Below are 22793 nucleotides of genomic sequence, written 5' to 3' on the forward strand. Positions count from 1 at the left end.
TCAGTGGGAGGGCGTGCGCTTGCGCAGCAAAAGTTGCGCCAACAGGACCATGAACACCGAAGCGCAGAGCACGATGGTGGCGATAGCGTTGATTTCCGGTGTGACGCCGCGGCGGATCGAGGCAAAGACATAGATCGGCAGCGTGGTCTGCGATCCGGCGACGAAGAAGGCGATGATGAAATCGTCGAAGGAGAAGGTGAAGGCGAGCAGAAAGCCCGCAAGGACGGCCGGCATGATCTGCGGCAGCACGATCGAGCGGAAGGTCGTGAACGGCGTTGCGTAAAGATCGCTCGAGGCTTCGACGAGGCTGCGGTCGAGACTGCCGAGCCGGGTGCGTACGATCATCGAAACCAGGGCCATCGAAAACAGGCCGTGAGCCGCGATGATCGATCCATAGCCCAGCGCCAGCCGAGGCGGAGCGTCGCCCGGCCAGATCGAGGCGAGCATCGGGTTGACCACATCGAACAACTGAACCAGCGCTACCAGCGTCGAGATGCCGATGACGACGCCCGGCACCACGATGGCCGCGCCCAGCAGCGCGTCGAAGGCTGCGCGGATGCGCGGGCTCACGCGGGCGAGACCGAGGGCTGCCGCAGTGCCGATCACGGCTGCCAGGAAGGCACTGGTGGTTGCGATGAACAGGCTGTTCTTCAAGGCCTCGACCAGGAAAGGATTGGACAGCGCCTTGCCATACCATTGCGTCGAAAGGCCTGTGAGTTCGCTGGCGTGCCGGCCGGCATTGAATGAGAACAGCACGACCAGCGCAATCGGCAGGTAGAGGAAGGCAAAGACCGCAACGATGAAGACGCGCATCAGATCAGGTCCACCTGGCGCGCACCGGAGAAGCGGCTCGAAACACGGTTCGCGATGATGAGGACTACGACCGAAACAAGCACCAGCGTCACCGCGATGGCGGAACCGAATGGCCAGTTGCGCGACTGCAGGAATAGGTCGACCAGTGCGTTGCCGAGGAAGAAGACCTTGCCGCCGCCGAGCATTGTCGGGATCAGATATTCGCCGAGCAGCAGGATCATCACCAGCGAAAAGCCGGTCGTCACGCCAGGCAGCGAAAGCCTGAATGTTATTCCAAAAAAGGTCGAGACCGGCCTGGCGCCGAGATCGGCGGAAGCCTCCAGAAGGCGGCGGTCGAGCCGTTCGAGACTGACATAGATCGGCAGGATCATCAGCGGCAGGTAACCGTAGACGATGCCGAGCAGCACGGCGCCCGGCGTGTTGATGAGCCGCAAATCCTCAATGCCGACATAGGCGAGCAGGGCCGGGATGCCGCGGCCGCCGAGGATGTACATCCAGGCATAGGTGCGCATCAGAAGGCTGGTCCAGAATGGAATGACGATCAGCGCGAGCAGGATCAGCCGCCAGCGCTGCGACGCCTTCAGTGCGAGATAGTAAGCGACGGGATAGGCCACCAGCAGGCAAGCGAAAGCACCGACGGGAGCAAGGATCAGCGTGTTCCAGAAGGCGGCGGCACGGGCCGGCAGATTGGCATACTGCGTCAGCGTCAGCGCTGCCTGATAGCCACCTTCCGGTGCGCGTTCGCCGACGCTGAAGATGATGATGGCGACGAAAGGCAGCACGAGGAAGACGATCAGCCATGCGCCGGCCGGGGCCAGCAGCAGGGTGGTCAGCAGTTTTCGGCGAAGGCGGCTACCAGGCATCCGGCTAGATCCAAGTCACCGACGGGCGCGGTTTGCCCCGCGCTCGCCGGCAAGGTTTGTGACAGGAACGGACCGGCTCAGGCCGACTTGAAGCGTGCCATCAGTTCGGCGCGCGAAGGGTCGGTAAGCGTCGCTGCCGCACCGAATTCAAGTGGCGTGAGCAACTCGGCTGCGGGATAGAGGATCGGGTTTTCCAACACTTCCTTCGGCAGGAGCGCGTTGACGCGCGCGTCGGTACAGGGCGCGCCGTTGGCTAGATGCTCTTTCACCGCCACCTGCGGGTTCATCAGGTGATTGAGCAGGGCGTAGCCTGCCGGCTTGTTCGGCGCATCCTTGGGGATTGCATAGAAATCGGTCCAGATCTCGCCGCCCTCTTTGCCGAGCACATAGGCGATCTCGGGGATGTCGCGGTGAAGCTGGGCGCCGTCATTGGTCCAGCACATGGTCATCCACGCGTCGCCCGCCCGCATCGGCGGCTGGTAGTCGCTGGAAACCGCGAAGAGGTGCGGCTTGACCTTGATCAGCAACTCCTCCGCCTTGGCCAGCTCGTCGGGCTTCAGCGAGTTGAAGGAGAAACCGAAATATTTCAAGGCATTGCCGATGGTGGTGAGCTGATAGTCGTGCACCATCGTGCGGCCGTCGCCCTCAGCCATGGCCGTATCCCAGAACTCCTTCCAACTGGTCATCGGTTTGGTGAGTTTCTTGGTGTTCACGGCAAAGCCGGTGGTACCCCAGTTCTTCGGCACCGCGTAGACGACACCCTCGATCGTACCTTCGGCGGTAAAGCGCGCATCCTCCGACTTGGCGTCGAAATTGGTCAGCTTGGCCATGTCGAGCGGGTCGATAAGATCAAGTTTCCTGTAGGTCGAGATGGTGTAGTTGGTCGGTACGAACAGGCTCCAGCCCGAACCGCCGGCCTGCAGCTTGGCAAGCATTTCCTCGTTCGAGCCGAACACATTGACCTCGACGGCCACGCCGGTGTCCTTGGTGAAGTTCTCGAAGGTCGCGGGATCGTGGTAGTTGGGCCAGGTGGCGATCGACATACGGTCGCCAAGGTTCTCGGCGGCGCGGGCCGGTGTCGGGGCGAGGCCCAGTTCGCGGCCGAGGATGGCGGTGGCGATGCCGAGGCCGGTCAGGCCTAGGAAGTCGCGACGGCCGATGGAGCCACGCCTGAGGCGCATGAGTTGGTGGACGAATTCCTCCGATGTGACGGGCAGACCGTCACGATATGATTTCGACATTTCTGGTTTCCCTCTGTTTTGTCCCGTTTTCCTTGATGCCCGGGAACGCCAGCGGTGCTCCCGAAGCAAAGCCGATGGCGACGGGCTCACCCGGCTCGAAGAGATTTCCCTGGACGAACTGATGGTCTGCGGTGGCCATGAGCGTTCCCAGGACCGGCACCTCGATGACATATTCCACAGTCGCCCCCAGGAAGATGCGATTGCGCACGACACCTTGCAGCGTGCCTCGCCCTGGCGCTTCCAGCCGCAGTGCTTCCGGCCGCAGACTGACCGAAGTGTCGTCGCCCTTGGCGAGGTTGCTACGGCTTCGCGCCGAGATCGTGGACCCGTTGGCGAGCCGCACCTCGACCAGGCCGTCCGCGCGGCCGGAGACCTTGCCGGGTAAGAGATTGGTTTTGCCGACGAAATCGGCGACGAACAGGTCCGCCGGCTCGTGGTAGACTTCGTTAGGTTGGCCGATCTGGACGATGCTGCCACGATTCATCACGCAGACGAAGTCGCTCATCGACAAGGCTTCTTCCTGGTCGTGCGTGACCAGCACAAACGTTATGCCCAGTTCACGCTGCAGGTTCTGCAGTTCGATCTGCATGTCCGTGCGCAGCTTCTTGTCGAGTGCCGCCAGCGGCTCATCGAGCAACAGCACCGCCGGCTTGTTGACCAGGGCACGGGCGAGCGCGACACGCTGCTGCTGACCGCCCGAAAGCTCGTGAACCTTACGATGGCCATAGCCGGCGAGCTGAACCATCGCCAGGGCTTCGCCTGCCCTTAGACGGATCTCCCGGGCGGAAAGCCTGGGCCGCTGCTGGCGCAGCCCGTAGGCCACGTTGTTCTCCACGTCGAGATGCGGAAACAGCGCGTACTGCTGGAACACCATGTTGACGGGCCGCCGATAAGGCGGCGTTCCGGCCATGTCCTTGCCGCGGATGAGCACCTGGCCTTCGCTTGGCTGCTCGAAACCGGCGATCATGCGCAGGCAGGTGGTCTTGCCGCAGCCCGATGGTCCGAGCAGGGCAACGAAGGCGGCTGGAGGAATGGAAAGATTGATGCCGCTGACGGCAGTGACCGCGCCATAGCGCTTGGCGACCTCGCGGAACTCGATGTCGGAATTGAGCGCTGCGGTCAAACGAATGTCTCCAAGCGCGGACGCGTCACAACTCTCGCAACGCTAGCAGAAAATTTCAACTCGTATATACCTCACAGGTGGTATATGGGTACAATTTCACTGATCCGAGTGGTATTTCCTTGCGACAACAAACCTCCCGCGGCGACGATTTCGGTGACCTTGCGTCGGTGATCGCCGCCACCCGGGAGACCGAGGGCCGCGGTTTTGGAGAGGCGCTGGTCGGTTGGCTGCGCCGGCACGTTTTCTTCGATCATTCGGTCGTGTTCGGCTATCGCGGCGCGGCACGGCCGCCGATGCTGTTTGAAACGTTTTCGCCGGCTGAAAGCCATGTATTTGTCGCGCTCTACCAGGAAGGACCTTACCTGCTCGATCCCTTCCATCACGCCGCGGTGGAGCGTCGGGAAGGCTTCTGGCGCATGCGCGAACTGGCGCCGGATCGCTTCTATGCCAGCGAATATTTCCGTTCCTACTACAGCCAGACACGCCTGGCCGAAGAGGTCGGTTTCTTCGTACCGCTCGCTGGAAAGCAGGCTCTGGTTCTATCCTTGATGCGGCTCAAGACAACAGGACCATTCGGCACCGCCGACGCTCGGCTGCTGCGCGACATGGCCCCCACGGTCATCGAACTTTGCCGCCTGCGCTGGGCGGAACTGCCTGAAATGTCCGAAAAGGAGCATCCCGCATCGATGGCCAGGGGCACGCAGGTGCGTGCAAATGAATTCGACCGCGCCCACATATGGGAAAGCCTGTCACTGACTTCGCGCGAGATGCACGTCGTCGATATGGTGCTCCAGGGTCATTCGACCGAATCCATCGCGCGGTCACTGGGTGTTGCTCCTGGGACCGTCAAGGTTCATCGCCGCAACATCCACCGCAAGCTCGGCATCAAATCGCAGGCCGAGCTTTTTGCCCGTTTCATCCAGATCATTGAAAAACGGCAATGACTACCGATCTCCACCGGCGCCCATAAAAGCGTCGGGGCGTTGGCCTGGCTTGAACGGCTGCGTGTCAAAACATGCAGAATTACGCGTTCAAATCCGAACCGTCAGTGCACGATCACTCAGATATCCAGGTTTGCCACGCTGAGCGCATTCTCCTGGATGAACTCGCGGCGCGGTTCCACTTCGTCGCCCATCAGCCTCGCAAACAGCGAGTCCGCGTCGGTGGCATCGTTGACCTTGACCTGCAGCAGCGAGCGCACGTTCGGATCGAGTGTCGTCTCCCACAACTGCTCGGCGTTCATCTCGCCCAGACCTTTGTAGCGTTGCATGGTCAGCCCCTTCCTGCCAGCGGCGAAAATCGCGTCGAGCAGGGCGAGTGGGCCGGATATCATCTCAGAGGTCTCGCGGCGGCGCAGATGCGGTGGCTCGGAATAGACTTCGGCAAGGCGGGAAGCGTAACGATCAAGCTGGCGCGCATCGGCCGAATTGATCAGGCCCATGTCGAGCTGCACCACCTCGCGCACGCCGCGTACGGTGCGTTCGAACACATAGCCGCCCGTGCCGTCGTTGGAAGTCGATGTACGTCCCTGCCAGCCGCGTTCGATATCCTCGGCAATGGCATCAAGCCGCCTTGCGATCGTTTCGGCCATGGCATTGGCGCGGCCGAGATCGGTGAAGACAACAGGGTTGAGGCCGCCGGCGATCGCGGCCTGTTCGACCACGGCGCGGTTGTAGCGCGTGTGCAGGCCGTTGATCAGCTGACGCACACCCAACGCGTCCGTCACGGCGGAAGCAAGATCCTGGCCGGTGCGGACTTCACCCGACGAGAGCGTGAGAGAGGCTTCCTCGAGGCCGGAGGAGATCAGGAATTCCTCGAAGGCACCTTCGTTCTTGATGTATTGCGAGCTCTTGCCGCGGCTCACCTTATAAAGCGGTGGCTGCGCGATATAGAGATGCCCGCGCTCGATCAGCTCCGGCATTTGCCGGAAGAAGAAGGTGAGCAGCAGCGTGCGGATGTGGGCACCGTCGACGTCGGCGTCCGACATGATGATGATCTTGTGGTAACGCAGTTTGTCGGCGTTGAATTCGTCCTTGCCGATCGAGGTGCCGAGCGCGGTGATCAGCGTGCCGATCATATCGGACGACAGCATGCGGTCGAAACGCGCGCGCTCGACATTGAGGATCTTGCCGCGCAGCGGCAGGATCGCCTGGTTCTGGCGCGAGCGACCGCTTTTGGCCGAGCCGCCTGCCGAGTCACCCTCGACGATGAAGATTTCGGATTTGGCCGGATCGCGCTCCTGGCAGTCGGCAAGCTTGCCGGGCAGGGAGGTGATGTCGAGCACGCCCTTGCGGCGGGTGAGCTCGCGCGCCTTGCGCGCCGCTTCCCGAGCGGCGGCGGCTTCCACCACCTTGCCGATCAGTGTCTTGGCCTCGGATGGGTGTTCCTCCAGCCAGGTGCCGAGCGCCTCGTTGACGAGACTTTCCACAACCGGCCGCACTTCCGACGACACCAGCTTGTCCTTGGTCTGCGAGGAAAATTTCGGGTCCGGCACCTTTACCGAAAGCACGGCGGTCAGGCCTTCGCGGCAATCGTCACCGGTCAGCGTCACCTTTTCCTTCTTGGTCAGCCCCGAAGTATCGGCATAGCCGGTCACCTGGCGCGTCAGCGCGCCGCGGAATCCGGCCAGATGCGTGCCGCCGTCGCGCTGCGGGATGTTGTTGGTGAAGGCCAGCACATTCTCGTGGTAGCTGTCGTTCCACCACATGGCGACTTCCACGGTGATGCCGTCGCGTTCGCTTTTGATGGCGATCGGCTTCTCGATCAGCGACTTCTTGGAACGGTCGAGATATTTGACGAACTCTTCCAACCCGCCTTCATAGTGCAGTTCCTGCGTCTTGACGTCGGCATGACGCTTGTCGGTCAGCACGATGCGCACGCCCGAGTTCAGAAAGGCAAGTTCGCGCAGCCGGTGCTCCAGCGTGCCGTAATCGAATTCGGTCACGCCCTTGAACGTGTCGGATGACGGCAGGAAGGTGATTTCCGAGCCGCTGCGGCCTTCATAGGTGCCAGGGAGCTTTTCCTGGTGATAGGTGCCGGTCACCTTCAATGGCGCGTCCGCATCGCCATGGGTGAAGCTCATTTCGTGGATATTGCCGTCGCGGCGAACCTTGATGCGCAGCCACACCGACAGCGCGTTGACCACCGAAACGCCGACGCCGTGCAGGCCGCCGGAGACCTTGTAGGAGTTCTGGTCGAACTTACCGCCGGCGTGCAACTGGGTCATGATGACCTCGGCCGCGGAGACGCCTTCGCTCGGGTGCAGGTCGGTCGGGATGCCGCGGCCATTGTCGATCACCGTGCACGAACCGTCCGGATTAAGCGTCACCGTCACCAAGTCGGCATGGCCGGCCAGCGCCTCGTCGATGGCGTTGTCGACCACCTCATAGACCATGTGATGCAGGCCCGAACCGTCATCGGTGTCGCCGATATACATGCCAGGGCGCTTGCGCACTGCATCCAGGCCCTTGAGAACCTTGATGGAATCGGCGCCATACTCGACGCTGCCGCCGTTGGCGTTTTCGCTCTGATCGCTCATGGAAACCTGTCTGTTCGATACCGTTCTAAAAGGCGCAGGAAGCGCCCGAATCGTGCTCGTCCCGAGAAGTCAGATATAGGGGTAAAAGGCGGTTTTTCCAAGGTTTACGGGGTACTGCAGCGGGGATAATGCCTCGTAGAGGCGAGGGCGATCCATTCACTCGAGTGGTCTTGGTGTCCCAGCGCCTTATTCAGCTCCGTTCCGAACGCGTCGAGGCTCCAGCGCCCGGGGGGCAACCCCCACAAAATGACGAGCACGTAACCTCCACAGTCGCCTGGTCGGATCGACGCCGGCAGATGCGGTAAGGCCGGCGCTCGGTCATGCGGGAAATGATGACGTTGCTGACGGAGCGCGCAAAGCAGGCTGCTTCACTCTGCGATTTGGACATTTCGATCAACAGTCGTATGCTTGTTCATCGGCGATAGATGGGTCAGGGCATCGCCGGCTGTAAGCGAAGACGCGCTTCCGCCCCAAGTGCAAGGGAAGGGAGTTATGGTGATTCGCCATTCCTCGACGAGCGGGGCTGCGTATCCCGACGATCTCAAACTTCTGAAAGTCATCTATGATGACATCTGCACCCAGCGTGGCCTCAGGCGTGGCAGCACCGCCGCGGAGAATTTGGCCCGGGAGGCAATGGACCTGTTCTCGCAGGGTGTCTTTGATGAAGCCGACATCCGCGAAAGCCTGAAGCTTTACCTTGAGCGGAAGGAACCAAGGAACTGAATTTATCCTGCGGTGAAGTGCCCAGCCCGGGTCCTGTCCGTTGTTTGCGCAGTACGGATCAGTCCAGCGCGCGGATTTTGTCTTCGACCTGCTGCGGGTAGTGGAACCCGGCACGTGCCGCGACCTCGCGACCAAGTCGGCCATAAAGCTTCACAGTTTCCTCGAAGGCCCGCTTCTGATCGTCGGCGTCGAAACGGCCGAACGTTTCCTGTAAATCGCGCCAGGTTTCGGTGTCGGTCCATTCCCTGAGATGGGTTCCAATGTGCCAGATGTCCACCGGCTTCGAATTCGTTGCGATTGCATGCCATTCGATCATTTCCAGCAGCAGTTCCTTCATGGTCCAGTCGCGTTGTTTGACGAGGAAAAGCTCGCCGCGGGCAAGATATTTCGGCACGTGGAATGCCTCGAACCAGAATTCCTCGACGCGTTCGCGAAACGTCTCGGATGAAGGCAGCGAAGCGATCGGAAATCGATGGGATGGTGCCGGCAAATCCTTGGTGACGCCCGTCTTGTCCAGCAAAATCCGGTAACCGCGTTCATAGAGCGGGTCGAGTCCGGACTTGACCATCTCCGTTACGCGTTGGCGGCCCGCGATTGTGAAATCAACCTTCACGCCGTCCTCGAAGATCGCCAGCCGGGTTGCCCAGTCCTGGTCTTCATCGAGGCGAAGCACAGTGATGAGTTCGCCGATTTCTGCCAGCCATGTGTCGTTCGCCGCAAGGCCCGCGGGTCTTGCCGCGATGATCTCGATATCGAGATCGGAGAATTCGTCGGCGCGGTTGTCCGGACGGACGAGCGATCCGGTATGGACAAGCGCTTCGACGCCTTCATGGCCGTTTGCCCACGTGACGACGGCGTCCAGAACGTCGGTGCGGTTCATGCTGGAATGAACTCCTGCGTTGCGGCTGTCTCCTAGGTAGGAAATGCGTCGGTTCGTACAAGGTACGGGTTCGTGCTCCGTCATCCTGCCGCCACGCCGCATGGACGCCGCTATTGGCGCTCACTACATTGGAGCCAGCCACGGAAGACGTCATGGACACAAAGCCAGCCCCCTTCGTTCCGCCGGCGCCGAAGCCGCGCACCGTGCCGCCCTCGACGCTGGAGATGATGCGTATCGTCTACCGCAATCCGCTCGAGTTGTGGGGTGAGCCTTCCTACAACGAACCTTGGATTTCGGTGACCGGTATCGGTGGGCCGTTGGTCGTCGCCAACGATCCGGCGCTCATCCGTCATGTGCTCGTAGACAACGCCAAAAACTACAAGATGGCGACGGTGCGCCAGAAAATACTGCGCCCCATCCTGCGCGACGGCCTCCTCACCGCGGAGGGCGACGTTTGGAAGCGTTCACGCAAGGCGATGGCTCCGGTGTTCACGCCGCGTCACATCTTCGGCTTTGCCGCTCCGATGCTGAAACGCACGGTCGAGTTCGTCGAGCGCTATGAGGACGGCGCGGTCAGCGATGTCGCTCATGACATGACCATGCTGACCTATGACATCCTGGCCGAGACGCTGTTTTCCGGCGAGATCGCCGGCGAGCCGGGCAGTTTTGCCAGCCAGATCGACCGGCTGTTCGAGACCATGGGCCGGGTCGATCCGCTCGATCTGCTGCGTGCGCCGGACTGGTTGCCGAGGCTGACCCGCATCCGCGGCCGCAAGTCGTTGGCGTATTTCCGTAACATCGTCACCAACACCGTGCTGATGCGCGAGGAGCGATTGAAGCGCGATCCCAACGGCGTGCCGCAGGATTTTCTCACCCTGCTGCTCAAGGCCGAAGGGCCTGATGGGCTGACCCGCGCCGAGGTGGAGGACAACATCATCACCTTCATCGGTGCCGGCCACGAAACGACGGCCCGCGCGCTCGGCTGGACGCTGTATTGCCTGGCCGAGGCACCGTGGGAGCGCGAGCCGGTGGAAGCCGAGATCGATGCCGTTCTGGCACGCGAGCCGGATCCGACCAAATGGCTGGACGCCATGCCGCTCACACGCGCGGTTTTCGAAGAGGCGCTGCGGCTCTATCCGCCGGCCCCGTCGATCAATCGCGAGCCGGTCGAGCCGGAGACCTTCAACGGGCTCTATATTCCGCCGCGTGCTGCCGTGCTGGTGATGCCCTGGGTGGTGCACCGCCACCGCAAGCTGTGGGATCGCCCCGATGCCTTCCTGCCGGAGCGCTTCCATCCTGGAAACCGGGAAAAGATGGACCGGTTCCAGTATCTCCCTTTCGGCGCCGGTCCGCGCGTATGCATCGGGGCAAGTTTCGCCATGCAGGAGGCGATCATCGCGCTCGCCATCCTGCTTTCGCGTTTCCGTTTCGACACGGTCGCCGAGACGAAACCTTGGCCGGTGCAGAAGCTGACCACACAACCTGAGGGTGGTCTGCCGATGCGGGTGACGAAGCGGTGAACGGCAGCAGCAAAGCGGTGCGCGTGCACATCACCGGCCGCGTTCAGGGTGTCGGCTTTCGTGTGTGGACACAACGCGAGGCGTCACGGCTTGGCCTGCGCGGCTGGGTGCGCAACGAACCGGATGGTTCAGTCAGCGCGTTGATCGCAGGTTCGAACGAAGCCGTGGCCGAGATGCTGAAAGCCTTCTGGCAAGGGCCGTCCGGCGCCGGCGTCAGACGTGTCGAGCCAAAACCCGCCGACCCCTCCGATGCGCCGATGGATTTCGACATCACCGGCTGATCGATAGCCTTACGGCTTCGGGAACGGCTCGACCGTACCCTTCAGCTTGATGGTGATCGGCTGGCCGAAACGGTCTTTCGATTTGCCGGCGGGCGCACGGATCCAGCCTTCGCTGACGCAATACTCGCTCACGTCATCGCGCTCGCGTCCGTTGAACAGGATGCCGACGCCGCGCTCGAGCACCTCTGCATCGAAATAGGGGCTGCGCGGGTCGTTGCTCAACCGGTCGGGAAGGGCCATCGATTGCTCCAATACACAAGGCGACTGCGGCAGGGCGCAGAAGCACGAATTTTAAGGTCGGGAGCGCTGTTAAGGGCATTTACCATCACGGTAAAGCCCTGTGGCTCCGTTCCGATGTTTGTGTCCGGCTGGACGGGCGCTAGTCATGTCCTTGAAAGATGTTCTCGACATGCACGGGCCAGCGCCAGGGCAGGACCGCCACCATATCGAAGCGCACCGAAAGCTTGCCGAAATCCGGCTGGCGCGACAGCCATAGGTCTGCGGCGCGCTCGATGCGGTGCTCGGACTCGTATTCGATTGCTTCCATCGCTTCCACCAATGTCCGCCGCGCCTTGACTTCGACGATCAGTATGAGGTCGCCACGCCGGGCAATCAGGTCGATCTCACCGAGCTTGGTGCGGTAGCGGCGGGCGAGGATGCGATAGCCTTTGAAAGTCAGGGCGATGGCAGCCAGCCATTCGCTGCGGTGACCACGCCGATAGGATTTGCGTTTCCGGACAACGGAGGCGTCAGCCACCGTTTGCTTCCTTCAGTTCGAGCAGCCGGCGGTAGAGCACCTGCTTCTGACCGCCGGTCATCTTGGCGGCCTCCGAAGCCGCCTTGGAAGCTGGCATTTCCGCCGCAAGCGACAGAAGCAGCCGGTCTATGTCTTCGGGGCTCTCGGTTTGTGCCAGTGGCGGACCGACACAAATGACGATCTCACCTTTCGGCGTATCGGCTTCTGCATAGTGCGCGGCAAGCTCGGCCAGCGTACCGGGCCGTATCTCTTCGAAGGTCTTGGTCAGTTCACGCCCAATCGCTGCCTGGCGTGCCCCGCCCAGAACCTCGGCCATCGCCTCCAGCGTCTCGGCCAGCCGTCGCGGAGATTCGAAGAAGATCAGTGTCGACGGAACGCCTTTAAGCTCTTCCAGTCGTGTCTGGCGCTGGCCGGTTTTGGCCGGCAGGAAGCCTGCGAACAGGAAGGTGTCGGAGGGCAGGCCGGAGGCGGTCAGCGCAGCGAGTGCCGCCGAAGGACCGGGTATCGGCACCACGCGGATGCCGCGCTCGATCGCTTCACCGACCAGCCGGTAGCCAGGATCGGAAACCAGCGGGGTACCGGCATCCGAGATCAGCGCGACGCTTTGTCCCTGTTCGAGAGCCGCGATCAGTCTCGGGCCAGCCTCGGCGGCATTGTGCTCGTGATAGGCGGTGGTGCGGCGGCGGATACCGTAGCGCTCCAGAAGCACGCGCGAAACGCGTGTGTCCTCGCAGGCGACGAGATCGGCCGAAGCCAGCGTTTCCAAGGCGCGCAGGGTGATGTCGGCCAGGTTGCCGATCGGCGTTGCTACCAGATAGAGCGCAGCTTCGAGCGGTCGGGCAGCAAGCTCCGTCTGCCCGATCACATAGGTCTTCCTGGTCGTTTCGCCGTTCATGTGCCCTCCGGTCTGCGCTTGTTTGGCACGGGCGGCGAAGACTTGCAAAAGTCGCGCGCCGCCACACCTTTGCCACAGGGCCGCAGCACACAAAGCGCAGCGGAATTCATGGGTGATTCTGGAAGCACGCGATGCCCAATCATTTCGACGCCTGCATGTCCCAGTTGGAAGCGCGCAGCGCCCGGGAGACAGGGCCTTCTCACGCCTCCGGTGACGAAAACGGCGATCACCGGCATGGCAAGGACGAAGGAAAGTCAGGCCGCGGCGGTGAGCTCTTTGCCGAAAAGGACCGTGTCAAAAACGGTCATAAGCGGCACGCGTGAGCCGCCGGTTGTGAGCCTGGTTAACGCGCCAGGTCAGCCACGACAGCATCCAGAACAATCATGCCGGCAGCCGTAGCGCGCAGGCGTGAATTGCCGATCGATGTGACCAGCCCTTCTTCCTGCAGGATCGAAAGCCGAGCCGAGGGCAGGGCACGACCCGAATATTGCTCGTAACGGGCAAGGTCGATGCCTTCTGCGAGTCGCAATCCCATCAGCAGGAATTCGTCGGCTTCTTCCGAACGGGTAAGAATCTCGCCTCCGGTGACGCCGTGGCCCTTGGCTTCGACGAGATCCAGCCAGGTTTCCGGCATCTTCTCGGCCACCGTCACCACGCGCGTGCCCTTCTCGACAAAGCGGCCATGCGCGCCGGGGCCTACACCGACATATTCGCCATAACGCCAATAGGTCAGGTTGTGCCGGCTCTCGGCGCCTGGTTTTGCATGGTTGGAAATCTCATAGGCCGGCAGGCCGCGAGCCGCGGTGATTTCCTGCGTCAGCTGATAGAGGTCGGCTGCGTGATCACCATCCGGGATTTCGAACTTCCTTGCTGCATGCAGCATGTGGAAGGGTGTGCCTTCCTCGATCGTGAGCTGATAGAGCGACAGATGATCGGCGGCATGGCCGATCGCTTCCTCGAGCTCCGCTTCCCAGGCTTCCGGCGTCTGGCCGGGGCGAGCGTAGATCAGGTCGAAGGAAAGCCGCGGGAAGATCTCGCGGGCGAGCCCGATGGCGTGCAGCGCCTCCTCGACATTGTGCAGCCGGCCGAGGAATTTGAGGTCGCGGTCGTTCAGCGCCTGCACGCCGAGCGAAACACGGTTGACGCCCGCGCTGCGATAGCCGCGGAAACGTTCGGCCTCGACGGAAGACGGGTTGGCCTCCAGCGTCACTTCGATGCCGGCCGGTACCGTCCAGTTTTTGGCGACCGCATCCAGAACGGCACCGACGGTTTCCGGCTTCATCAGCGATGGCGTGCCGCCGCCAAGGAAGATGCTGGTCACCTGGCGCGGGCCGGTACGTTCGCGCATCGTGGCAAGCTCGGCCTCGAAGGCACGCGTGTATCGTTCCTGGTCCACCGGCTGGTGGCGGACATGGCTGTTGAAGTCGCAATAAGGGCATTTGGCCGCGCAGAACGGCCAATGAATGTAGACGCCGAAGCCGGGCGACCGATCCAGCAGCATCAGGCCGAACCCAGCCTTGCGCGGGCGAACTTCTGGAAGGCGCGGGCGCGGTGCGACAGCGCCTCGGCCTGGCCGGGTTTCCAGCCATGTTTCTGCTCGGCGGTCATCTCGCCGAAGGTCTTGTCGTGCCCGTCGGGGCGGAACACTGGATCATAGCCGAAGCCAAGATCGCCACGCGGTGGCCAGACCAATGTGCCTTCCGCTTCGCCGCGGTAATATTCGGCCTGGCCGTCCGGGAAGGCGAGGCAGATAACAGCCACGAAGCGTCCCGAACGCTGCGCTGCTTCGGTCGCCTTCACTTCCTGCAGCGCATCTTCGGTCTTCTGCATCGCCATGCCGAAATCGCGGCTGCCGTCGGGCTTTTCGGCCCAGTTGGCGGTGTAGACACCTGGTGCGCCGTCAAGCGCGTCGACGCAAAGCCCAGAATCGTCCGAAAGCGCCGGCAGACCGGTCGTCTGCGCAGCGGCAAAAGCCTTGATATAGGCGTTTTCCTCGAAGGTCGTACCGGTCTCGTCCGGCTCCGGCAGGCCATATTCCTTGGCCGATTTCGCCTCGAAACCGAAAGGTGCCATCAGGTCGGCGAATTCCTTCAGCTTGCCGGCATTGTGGCTGGCGACGACGATCTTCTTTCCATCGAGCGAATGCATTTACAGCTTCCAGATCTTGGGTTCGGCGAATTCCAGCGAGTTCCCGGAAGGATCGCGCAGATAGATGGAGCGGCCGCCTTGCGGCCATTCGAATTCGGCCTCGATGGCGACGCCATGCGCACTCAGATGCGCCTTCCAGCGATCCAGTTCCTCGGCACTTGCCGAGAAGCAGAGATGGCCGTGACCGGTCGTGCCATGCGGCGGCACCGGCAAACGAGCATCGGGCGCTGGTGGATGCCGCGTTGCGTCCGCGTTGAACAGCAGCAGCACGCCCTGGCCGCAGCGAAAGAACACATGCCGGCCTTCAACCTTGCCGATGCGCTCCAGGCCGATGACATCGGCATAGAACGCTTCCGCTATCTCCAGATCGGTGACGTAGAGCGCGGATTCAAGGATGGCGGCAGGCTGTATCACGCTTCAGGCCACCGCCATCTGCTGCAGGGACACCAGGCGGGAAATGCCCTTCTTGGCCAGGCCCATCAGCGCCGTGAACTGCTCTTCCGAGAAAGGTTCACCTTCGGCCGTGCCCTGGATTTCGACGATCCCGCCCTTGCCGGTCATGACGAAATTGGCGTCGGTGCCGGCGGAGGAATCCTCAAGATAGTCGAGATCGATGACCGGCTGGCCGTCATGGATGCCGCATGAAATGGCGGCGACATGGTCTTTCAGCACCTTGTCCAGCTTTACCATCTGGCGTGCTTCCATCCAGCGCAGGCAGTCGTAGAGCGCCACCCAACCGCCGGTGATGGAAGCCGTGCGGGTGCCGCCATCGGCCTGGATGACGTCGCAGTCGACGGTGATCTGGACCTCGCCCAGCGCCTGCATATCGACCACGGCGCGCAGCGAGCGGCCGATCAAGCGCTGGATTTCCAGCGTGCGCCCACCCTGCTTGCCTGCGGAGGCCTCGCGGCGCATGCGATCGCCGGTCGAGCGTGGCAGCATGCCGTATTCGGCCGTCACCCAGCCCTTGCCGGTGTTGCGCATCCAGCCGGGCACCTTTTCCTCCAGGCTTGCCGTGCACAGCACGTGCGTGTCGCCGAATTTGACCAGGCAGGAGCCTTCGGCGTGCTTGGAAACGCCGCGCTCGAAGGAGATCGCACGCATTTCGTCTGGCTGGCGTTTGGAGGGGCGCATCAAAGGTCTTTCTTCTTGGTTTTGGAGTCGTGGCCGGCTTGTAGCTCCATGGAAGACCGGGCGCAAAGGAAAACGGGTCGCTTGCGTCGCACCGGCTGCAATCTATATCCTTGTCTTCGGAGATTTAGCGCCCGATGACCAAGCCCATCGTTGATCCGATCATGCAATCGCCGGCCTTTCAGCCGCTTGATATCCGTTCGCGCGACATCTTCCGGCGCATCGTCGAGTCCTATCTCCGGGACGGCGAGCCGGTCGGCTCACGCTCCTTGTCGCGTATTCTGCCCTCGTCGCTGTCGCCGGCGACGATCCGCAACGTGATGAGCGACCTCGAGCATCTTGGGTTGATCTACGCGCCGCATATTTCCGCAGGCCGGCTGCCGACCCAGCAGGGGTTACGTTTCTTTGTCGATGCTTTCATGGAGTTTGGCGATCTCACCGGCGAGGAACGCCGTTCCATCGAGGCGCAGGTGAAGGCTTCGGGCGAGGGCATGTCGCTCGAACACATGCTGACCGAAGCCAGCCAGATGCTGTCCGGAATGTCGCGTGGTGCAGGGCTTGTCCTGGCGGCCAAGGCAGAAGTGGCGCTGAAGCATATCGAGTTCATCCAACTGGAGCCGGGCAAGGCTTTGGCGGTGCTGGTCTCACAGGGTGGCGATGTCGAAAACCGCGTCATCGACCTGCCGGCCGGCATCACGCTTTCGCAACTGCATGAGGCTTCGAACTTCCTCAACGCCCATATCCGCGGCCGCACGCTCGCCGAGGCACGCGGTGAGATTTCAAGGTTGAAGGAAGAAACCCGCACCGCGCTCGATACGCTGTCGCAGGATCTGGTCGAAAAAGGCCTTGCCGTCTGGGCAGGCACTGAAAGCGGCTTGCCGGCGCGCCTTATCGTGCGCGGTCGTGCAAATCTGCTCGAAAACGTCACCGCTCAGGCCGATATCGAGCTCCTGAAGCGTTTGTTCGAGGACATGGAAACCCAGGATGGGTTGATCCAGTTGCTCGACCTCGCCGAACAGGGCTCGGGCGTGCGCATCTTCATCGGTTCGGAAAACAAGCTGTTTTCGCTGTCGGGCTCGTCGCTGGTCGTCGCGCCCTATCGCGACAAGGACGCGCGCGTGGTCGGCGCCCTCGGCGTGATCGGCCCGACGCGGCTCAACTATGCGCGCATCGTGCCGATGGTGGACTATACGGCACAGCTGATTTCGCGCATGCTGCGGTAGTTAGCCGAGACTGCCAGCCAGGAGGGAACACCATGGCGCTGGAAGAGATCAAAGCCCGTATCGGCCTGCTTCTGCAGGAGATGGTCAACCAGCCGGAAGACGAGCACGAGATCCAGGAGCAGTTGCGCGAGAAGTTCTCCGAACTGCGTGCGCTCGGCTTGCCGCTGCCGGCCGATCTTGTCGAACTGGAAAAGCGGCTGGAAGCTGACTTCGGCGCCGAGGCCTGAAGGGCGGTCGTTTTTCACGGTCAGTTGTGATGCGCTGACGCGTCTCCCATCCTATCTTCGTCGTGGCGGTCGAAGGAGGATGATGTGAAACGTGCTGTCGCAGCCTTGCTGGTTCCGTTCTTTGTAGCGCCGGTTTCTTCGGCTCTCGCCCAGCAATCCGAAGTTCTGAAAGGGGAGGCCGCCTTCGGTGGCTGGCGCGCCGACAAGCCCGGCATCCGGCGCTTGATAACCCCGCAGGATCTTCCGAAACCCTATGTGTCCGATTCCGCTTCGAACAGCCCCAGCGAGGTCCGGCGCCCGAAGAATGCGGAGCCGAAACTGCCCGCCGGCTTTTCGGCCGAACTGATCGTTTCAGGCATCAGCAATCCGCGCGCGGTGCGCGTTGCCCCGAATGGCGACATCTTCGTTGCCGACAGCCGCGCTGATCAGGTTCGGCTCTACAGGCTTGGCACCGGTGGCGCCAAGCCTGCCGAAGAATCCATCTACGCCAAGGGGCTGAGTTCACCCTACGGCATCGCTTTCTATCCACCGGCCAAGCCGCAATGGGTTTATGTCGCCAACACCGACAGCATCGTGCGCTTCCCTTACGAGGAGGGCGACCTGAAGGCGTCCGGAAAACCCGAAACGGTTGTCACGGACATTCCTGACGGTGGCCATTGGACCCGCGACATCGCCTTTTCGCCGGATGGCACCACGCTTTATCTGTCGGTGGGTTCGGCTTCCAATGCAGCAGAAGACCTCGGAGATCCTCCCGGGGGTCCCAAGGCATGGGCCGCCAACGAGGCGCTTGGAGCTGCATGGAGCTACGAACGCGGCCGCGCCGCCGTCTTTGCTTTTGACGCCGACGGCAAGAACAGCCGCACCGTGGCCACCGGCCTGCGCAACTGCTCGGGGCTTACCGTCCAGCCGGCCACCGGCGAACCCTGGTGCGTGGTCAACGAACGCGACGCGCTGGGCGACAATCTTCCCTTCGAATACGCAACGTCGGTAAAGCAGGGCGCCTTCTACGGCTGGCCCTGGTATTATATCGGCGACAATGAGGATCCGCGCCATGCCGGAACTCGCCCCGACCTCGCGGGCAAGGTGACAGTGCCGGACGTTCTGATGCAGGCGCATTCGGCGCCGCTGGGCATCGCCTTCTACGAAGGCAATCAGTTCCCAGCCGAATATAAGGGCGATGCCTTCGTCGCCTTGCACGGTTCGTGGAATCGCGGCGCGCCGACCGGATACAAGGTGGTGCGGCTGTTCTTCAAGGATGGCAAGCCGACCGGCGAGTACGAAGACTTCATGACCGGTTTCGTCGTCTCCAACGATGCTGTGTGGGGCCGACCGGTGGGCGTGGCGGTGGCCAGGGACGGTTCGCTGATCGTCACCGAGGACGGCAACGGTACCGTCTGGCGTGTCTCTTACAAAGGTAAAGGCTAGGCAAATTTGCGGCGTGCGTCGAGCGCAAGGCCGAGGCCGACCGAACCGAACGCATCGCCCTGCACCACCTTGGCGTCGGGCACCAATCCCAGGATGCTGCGCCGCGCCATGGGGATGGCGGTCGAGCCGCCTGTCAGGAATACGGCAGTGATGTCCGCCGGCTTCACGCCGGCATCGGCCAGAGTATCGGCAACCGTTTGCGTGACGCGACCGACCTCGTTGTGGATGGTGCCCTCCAGGCCTTGTTTGGTCAATTCCGCCGAGAAGTTCGCGCCGGGCAGAACCACCTCCACTGTTGCCTCGTCCTGGTCGGTCAGCGCGATCTTCGCCCTTTCCACCTTCGTGGCGAGCGCATGCCCGAAACGGTGTTCGACCACTTCGATCAACCTGTCGACCAGATCGGCCCGCGCGGCCTCGTAGCGGATCTGGCGCAGATCCAGCATGGCCTTCGGCGTGTAGAGCAGATTGATGCGCTGCCAGGTGGCGAGATCGACGAAATAACCCGCCGGCAGGTTGCGCTTGCCGTCCTTTGTCGGTGTCAGATAGCCGAGTTCGGACATGACACTGGCTATGCTGAGCAACCGGTCGAAATCGGTGCCGCCGATGTGGATACCGCGATTGGCCAGGATGTCGCCCTTGCGGTCGCTGGCGGCGGAACGCTCCGGTGACACCCGCACGATGGAGAAGTCAGACGTGCCACCGCCCATGTCGACGATCAGGGCGAGTTCTTCGCGGTTGAGCGTATGTTCGTAGTCGAGGGCTGCGGCGATCGGCTCAAATTGGAAGTCAATATGCTTGAAGCCTTGTTTGCGGGCTGCCTTTTCCAACTGGCTCTGCGCATCGGTATCTGCGGCGTCGCTCTCGTCGACGAAACGCACGGGTCGGCCAAGCACCACATTTTCCACCGGTTGCCCGGCATGGCTGTCCAGCCGCGCCTTCAGGTGGGCGACAAAAAGGCCGATGATATCGGTGAAGGCCAGCGTGCGTGCCTGAATGCGCGTCTTTTCATGTGCCAGCGAAGAACCCAGCACGCTCTTCAGCGCGCGCATCAGCCGGCCTTCGACGCTATCCGTATAATCGCTGATGGCACGGCGGCCGAACAGGGTGTTGCCGTCTTCGAAATTGAAGAAGATCGCTGAGGGCAGCGTCGCATTGCCGTCCTCCAGCTCCACCAGGCGTGGCCGGCCGTTTTCGATCACGCCAACGGTGGAATTGGAGGTGCCGAAGTCTATGCCGCCGAAAGCCGGTCGCATCGTCTCGTCCTGGATGTTTGCGTAAAAGGGCGCGACCTGTCGGTGCGGGTCGCGGCGGGACCGTGCGCGTACAGGAGCCGGGTCGAAATGTCGATGCCTTTTCAGGAAATTGTGAGTGGCTGGACCAAACACTGTGCCATTTCCAGGAGGCTGGCTTCCATGCGATAAAGCGCCGGTGTTCCCGAGGTTTTCGCGATGACCCTTGCCGGATTTCTTGCCTATTCCGCCGCCCTTGCGGTCGCCGCCGCCATCCCCGGTCCCGGCGTGACGGCGCTGGTGGCGAGAGCGCTCGGTTCCGGCTTCCGCTCATCTCTGGCAATGTCATTGGGGCTCGTGCTTGGCGATCTGACCTATCTCACCGCGGTCGTGCTCGGTCTTGCGCTGGTGGCGCAGAGTTTCGGCATGGTGTTCCTGGTCATCAAATGGCTGGGTGTGCTCTACCTTGCCTATCTCGCCTGGAGTTTCTGGACGGCCGGCATCACGCCGGAAACGGTCGAAGCCCGCAAGGGCAGGGATGGTTTCGTTCCCTCGGTACTGGCCGGCCTTGCCGTCACGCTCGGCAATCCGAAGACGATGATCTTCTACCTTGCGATCACGCCGACCATCGTCGATCTCAAATCGCTGACCTTGGCCGATTACGGCATCCTGGCTGCCATCACCGCCGTCGTGCTGCTCATCGTCCTGGTGCCGTATTTGGCGCTTGCGGCCAAGGCGCGCTGGTTCCTGCGTTCGCCGCGTGCATTGAAAGCGTTGAACCGTACGGCAGCCGGCTTCATGGTTGGTGCCGCGGCAGCGATTGCCGCCCGGTCCTGAGGGTGTTTGCGCAAAGCTGAACCTGAATCCGGGATAATCAGGAAAACTGTTCCAGCCACCTGTTGTTTTCAGCACGCTGCCCACTCGGATATAGTCGGGTGGCGGCCTATCTTCCGTTGGTGAAAAGCCGCATAAGGCAGCCTCGTTTCAGGGAGCGAAATCAATGAACAAGCCTGTAACCTCCGCACGTGTTCCCGGCCGCGGCCGCATCTACAATTCGATTACCGAGACGATCGGCGATACCCCGCTGGTCAGGCTGGACAAATTCGCGAAGGAAAAAGGCATCGTCGCCAATCTTCTCGCCAAGCTCGAGTTCTTCAACCCGATCGCTTCGGTGAAGGACCGCATCGGCGTCGCCATGATCGAGACGCTGGAGCGCGACGGCAAGATCACCCCCGGCAAGACGGTGTTGATCGAGCCGACCTCCGGCAACACCGGTATCGCGCTGGCTTTCGCCGCCGCCGCCAAAGGTTACAAGCTGATCCTCACCATGCCCGAAACCATGTCGGTCGAGCGTCGCAAGATGCTGGCGCTGCTCGGCGCCGAACTTGTGCTGACCGAAGGGCCGAAGGGCATGAAGGGCGCGATCGCCAAGGCCGACGAACTGGCCGCCTCGCTGCCGGATGCCATCATTCCGCAGCAGTTCGAGAATCCGGCCAATCCCGAGATTCATCGCGAAACCACCGCCGAAGAGATTTGGAACGACACCAAGGGCGAAGTCGACATCTTCGTCTCCGGCATCGGCACCGGTGGCACCATCACCGGCGTCGGCCAGGTAATCAAGAAGCGCAAGCCTTCGTTGCATGTCGTGGCCGTTGAGCCGGAAGCATCGGCGGTGTTGTCGGGCGGCCAGCCCGGCCCGCACAAGATCCAGGGGCTCGGCGCGGGCTTTGCGCCGAAGATCCTCGACACCACCATCTATGACGAGATCGTCAAGGTCTCCAACGAGGATGCTGTCGCCAATGCCCGCCTCGTTGCTCGCCTGGAAGGGGTGCCGGTTGGTATTTCGTCTGGCGCCGCGCTGCAGGCCGCGATCATTGTCGGCTCGCGGCCGGAGAACAAGGGCAAGAACCTTGTCGTTGTCATTCCGTCCTTTGCCGAACGCTACCTCTCGACTGTACTTTTCGAAGGGCTTGGCACGTAAGTTTTTTCTCTTGTGGCCAGCGGAGCGGAAAGGCGTTTCCCGTCCCTGGCCCCTGTGAAAAATCTGTTGGCCTTACTGTTGCTAGCTTGAGTGCTGTGCCTCGGCCAGGTCAAATCCACTCTGGTCCGAACGCCGGACCAGGGAGGAGCAGCAAAAAATGTATAAGCTTTACACGCGCCCGGGCTCGGGCGGGTTCGTGATTGAGGCCGCACTCAAGCTGGCCGGCGTTCCCTTCGAACAGATCGATGTGCCAAAGAAACCGGAGCCGGATCCAGAGTTTCTCAAGATCAGCCCGATGAACCAGGTGCCGGTGCTGGTTCTGCCGAGTGGTCATGCCCTCCCCGAAACAGTGGCGATCTCGCTTCTGCTCGCTGAGTTGCACCCGGGAAAAGGGCTTGGTCCGGTTGCCGGCGAGCCGGGCAGGGCGGATTTCCTGCGTTGGATGGCGTTCATGGCGACCGCCATCTACATGGCCAATCTGCGCTACTATTATCCGCACCGTTCGACCACCGACGCTGCCGGCATCGCCGCAGTCAAACAAGCGGCTGTTGCCGAGATGGATAAGGAAATCAGTATTTTGGACAGTGCGCTGACCGGCCGTGATTGGCTGGTGAGTGACAGCCGTACCATTGCAGACATCTATATGCTGATGATGGTTTGCTGGTATCCGGACACGGATAAGGCGCGTCGGGCCTGGCCGAATGTCGAGCGGGTCTGCGCCAGACTACGCGTTGATCCCATGCTTGCCGCGCTCAATGGGCGCCATGAGATGTGGCCCTCCTGATCAGCCTGAAG

At 62.0% G+C, this 22793-nt stretch carries 25 protein-coding genes; 11 read left to right on the forward strand and 14 right to left on the reverse strand.

What is annotated here, in order from left to right; translation table 11 throughout:
• The 4 genes from ACFWXH_RS01330 to ACFWXH_RS01345 form a co-directional block, all read right to left on the reverse strand.
• Positions 1-813, reverse strand: coding sequence for an ABC transporter permease (locus ACFWXH_RS01330; protein WP_379116855.1), 813 nt, complete (start codon positions 811-813; stop codon positions 1-3).
• The gene (locus tag ACFWXH_RS01335; RefSeq protein WP_379116857.1) at positions 813-1676 is read right to left on the reverse strand and encodes an ABC transporter permease; all 864 of its coding nucleotides are present in this window, start codon (positions 1674-1676) and stop codon (positions 813-815) included. Before ACFWXH_RS01335 ends, ACFWXH_RS01330 begins: the two co-directional genes overlap by 1 nt.
• Positions 1677-1753: 77 nt before the next feature.
• Positions 1754-2917 carry a PotD/PotF family extracellular solute-binding protein gene (locus ACFWXH_RS01340; RefSeq protein ID WP_379116859.1) on the reverse strand — a complete coding sequence of 388 codons (1164 nt, stop codon included), beginning with the start codon at positions 2915-2917 and terminating at the stop codon, positions 1754-1756.
• Positions 2898-4040 (reverse strand): ABC transporter ATP-binding protein, encoded by a 1143-nt coding sequence (locus tag ACFWXH_RS01345; RefSeq protein WP_379116861.1) that lies wholly within the window; start codon positions 4038-4040, stop codon positions 2898-2900. The genes ACFWXH_RS01340 and ACFWXH_RS01345 overlap by 20 nt, the downstream gene beginning before the upstream one ends.
• Before the next feature lie 119 nt (positions 4041-4159).
• Here ACFWXH_RS01345 and ACFWXH_RS01350 point away from each other — a divergent pair, with 119 nt between their 5' ends.
• Positions 4160-4984, forward strand: a complete 825-nt coding sequence (locus tag ACFWXH_RS01350; protein WP_379116863.1) for a LuxR C-terminal-related transcriptional regulator — start codon at positions 4160-4162, stop codon at positions 4982-4984.
• A gap of 116 nt (positions 4985-5100) precedes the next feature.
• On the opposite strand, the gene gyrB is transcribed toward ACFWXH_RS01350, so the two are convergent.
• Positions 5101-7578, reverse strand: a complete 2478-nt coding sequence (gene gyrB, locus ACFWXH_RS01355; RefSeq protein ID WP_379116865.1) for a DNA topoisomerase (ATP-hydrolyzing) subunit B — start codon at positions 7576-7578, stop codon at positions 5101-5103.
• Between the two features lie 492 nt (positions 7579-8070).
• Here gyrB and ACFWXH_RS01360 point away from each other — a divergent pair, with 492 nt between their 5' ends.
• The gene (locus ACFWXH_RS01360) at positions 8071-8301 is read left to right on the forward strand and encodes a hypothetical protein (RefSeq protein WP_054309193.1); all 231 of its coding nucleotides are present in this window, start codon (positions 8071-8073) and stop codon (positions 8299-8301) included.
• 58 nt (positions 8302-8359) lie between these two features.
• On the opposite strand, the gene ACFWXH_RS01365 is transcribed toward ACFWXH_RS01360, so the two are convergent.
• The gene (locus ACFWXH_RS01365; RefSeq protein ID WP_379116867.1) at positions 8360-9181 is read right to left on the reverse strand and encodes an aminoglycoside 6-adenylyltransferase; all 822 of its coding nucleotides are present in this window, start codon (positions 9179-9181) and stop codon (positions 8360-8362) included.
• 152 nt (positions 9182-9333) lie between these two features.
• On the opposite strand from ACFWXH_RS01365, the gene ACFWXH_RS01370 reads away from it, so the two are divergent.
• Complete coding sequence (locus ACFWXH_RS01370) at positions 9334-10701, forward strand: cytochrome P450 (RefSeq protein ID WP_379116869.1); 1368 nt, start codon at positions 9334-9336, stop codon at positions 10699-10701.
• Positions 10698-10982: an acylphosphatase gene (locus ACFWXH_RS01375; protein ID WP_379116872.1), complete on the forward strand. Its 285-nt coding sequence runs from the start codon at positions 10698-10700 to the stop codon at positions 10980-10982. The genes ACFWXH_RS01370 and ACFWXH_RS01375 overlap by 4 nt, the downstream gene beginning before the upstream one ends.
• Before the next feature lie 9 nt (positions 10983-10991).
• Here the strand turns inward: ACFWXH_RS01375 and ACFWXH_RS01380 are convergent, their stop codons facing one another.
• The 3 genes from ACFWXH_RS01380 to rsmI all read right to left on the reverse strand — a co-directional run bounded on the left by ACFWXH_RS01380 (position 10992) and on the right by rsmI (position 12634).
• Positions 10992-11222: a DUF3297 family protein gene (locus tag ACFWXH_RS01380; RefSeq protein WP_379116874.1), complete on the reverse strand. Its 231-nt coding sequence runs from the start codon at positions 11220-11222 to the stop codon at positions 10992-10994.
• A gap of 139 nt (positions 11223-11361) precedes the next feature.
• Complete coding sequence (locus ACFWXH_RS01385) at positions 11362-11739, reverse strand: YraN family protein (RefSeq protein WP_379116876.1); 378 nt, start codon at positions 11737-11739, stop codon at positions 11362-11364.
• On the reverse strand, positions 11732-12634 hold the full coding sequence (rsmI, locus tag ACFWXH_RS01390; RefSeq protein ID WP_379116878.1) for a 16S rRNA (cytidine(1402)-2'-O)-methyltransferase: 903 nt from the start codon (positions 12632-12634) through the stop codon (positions 11732-11734). Before rsmI ends, ACFWXH_RS01385 begins: the two co-directional genes overlap by 8 nt.
• 131 nt (positions 12635-12765) lie before the next feature.
• Between rsmI and ACFWXH_RS01395 the strand changes: the two genes are divergently transcribed.
• Positions 12766-12957, forward strand: coding sequence for a hypothetical protein (locus ACFWXH_RS01395; protein ID WP_379116880.1), 192 nt, complete (start codon positions 12766-12768; stop codon positions 12955-12957).
• A gap of 20 nt (positions 12958-12977) precedes the next feature.
• On the opposite strand, the gene hemW is transcribed toward ACFWXH_RS01395, so the two are convergent.
• Genes hemW through rph form a run of 4 tightly spaced genes read right to left on the reverse strand, consistent with a single transcriptional unit; the run spans position 12978 to position 15916 of the window.
• On the reverse strand, positions 12978-14135 hold the full coding sequence (gene hemW / locus ACFWXH_RS01400; RefSeq protein ID WP_054309185.1) for a radical SAM family heme chaperone HemW: 1158 nt from the start codon (positions 14133-14135) through the stop codon (positions 12978-12980).
• Positions 14135-14782: an RdgB/HAM1 family non-canonical purine NTP pyrophosphatase gene (gene rdgB, locus ACFWXH_RS01405; protein ID WP_379116882.1), complete on the reverse strand. Its 648-nt coding sequence runs from the start codon at positions 14780-14782 to the stop codon at positions 14135-14137. Before rdgB ends, hemW begins: the two co-directional genes overlap by 1 nt.
• Positions 14783-15193: a VOC family protein gene (locus ACFWXH_RS01410; RefSeq protein WP_379118901.1), complete on the reverse strand. Its 411-nt coding sequence runs from the start codon at positions 15191-15193 to the stop codon at positions 14783-14785. It lies immediately after the preceding gene.
• Between the two features lie 6 nt (positions 15194-15199).
• Positions 15200-15916 (reverse strand): ribonuclease PH, encoded by a 717-nt coding sequence (gene rph, locus ACFWXH_RS01415; protein WP_379116884.1) that lies wholly within the window; start codon positions 15914-15916, stop codon positions 15200-15202.
• 134 nt (positions 15917-16050) lie between these two features.
• On the opposite strand from rph, the gene hrcA reads away from it, so the two are divergent.
• The 3 genes from hrcA (at position 16051) to ACFWXH_RS01430 (ending at position 18788) form a co-directional block, all read left to right on the forward strand.
• Positions 16051-17136, forward strand: coding sequence for a heat-inducible transcriptional repressor HrcA (gene hrcA / locus ACFWXH_RS01420; protein WP_379116886.1), 1086 nt, complete (start codon positions 16051-16053; stop codon positions 17134-17136).
• Between the two features lie 32 nt (positions 17137-17168).
• The gene (locus ACFWXH_RS01425; RefSeq protein ID WP_379116888.1) at positions 17169-17363 is read left to right on the forward strand and encodes a hypothetical protein; all 195 of its coding nucleotides are present in this window, start codon (positions 17169-17171) and stop codon (positions 17361-17363) included.
• An 84-nt stretch (positions 17364-17447) separates the two neighbouring features.
• The gene (locus ACFWXH_RS01430; RefSeq protein WP_379116889.1) at positions 17448-18788 is read left to right on the forward strand and encodes a PQQ-dependent sugar dehydrogenase; all 1341 of its coding nucleotides are present in this window, start codon (positions 17448-17450) and stop codon (positions 18786-18788) included.
• Here ACFWXH_RS01430 and ACFWXH_RS01435 read toward each other — a convergent pair.
• Entirely contained in the window at positions 18785-20041 is a 1257-nt protein-coding gene (locus ACFWXH_RS01435) for an Hsp70 family protein (RefSeq protein ID WP_379116891.1), read from the reverse strand. The genes ACFWXH_RS01430 and ACFWXH_RS01435 overlap by 4 nt on opposite strands.
• 195 nt (positions 20042-20236) lie before the next feature.
• Here ACFWXH_RS01435 and ACFWXH_RS01440 point away from each other — a divergent pair, with 195 nt between their 5' ends.
• From ACFWXH_RS01440 to ACFWXH_RS01450, 3 genes are all read left to right on the forward strand, one after another.
• Positions 20237-20854, forward strand: coding sequence for a LysE family translocator (locus ACFWXH_RS01440; RefSeq protein WP_054309178.1), 618 nt, complete (start codon positions 20237-20239; stop codon positions 20852-20854).
• A 163-nt stretch (positions 20855-21017) separates the two neighbouring features.
• On the forward strand, positions 21018-21998 hold the full coding sequence (gene cysK / locus ACFWXH_RS01445) for a cysteine synthase A (RefSeq protein ID WP_054309177.1): 981 nt from the start codon (positions 21018-21020) through the stop codon (positions 21996-21998).
• A 157-nt stretch (positions 21999-22155) separates the two neighbouring features.
• Positions 22156-22782 carry a glutathione S-transferase family protein gene (locus ACFWXH_RS01450; protein WP_379116894.1) on the forward strand — a complete coding sequence of 209 codons (627 nt, stop codon included), beginning with the start codon at positions 22156-22158 and terminating at the stop codon, positions 22780-22782.
• Positions 22783-22793 lie beyond the last annotated feature (11 nt).

The organism is Mesorhizobium sp. NPDC059054 (assembly GCF_042739215.1).
GTDB lineage: Bacteria > Pseudomonadota > Alphaproteobacteria > Rhizobiales > Rhizobiaceae > Mesorhizobium.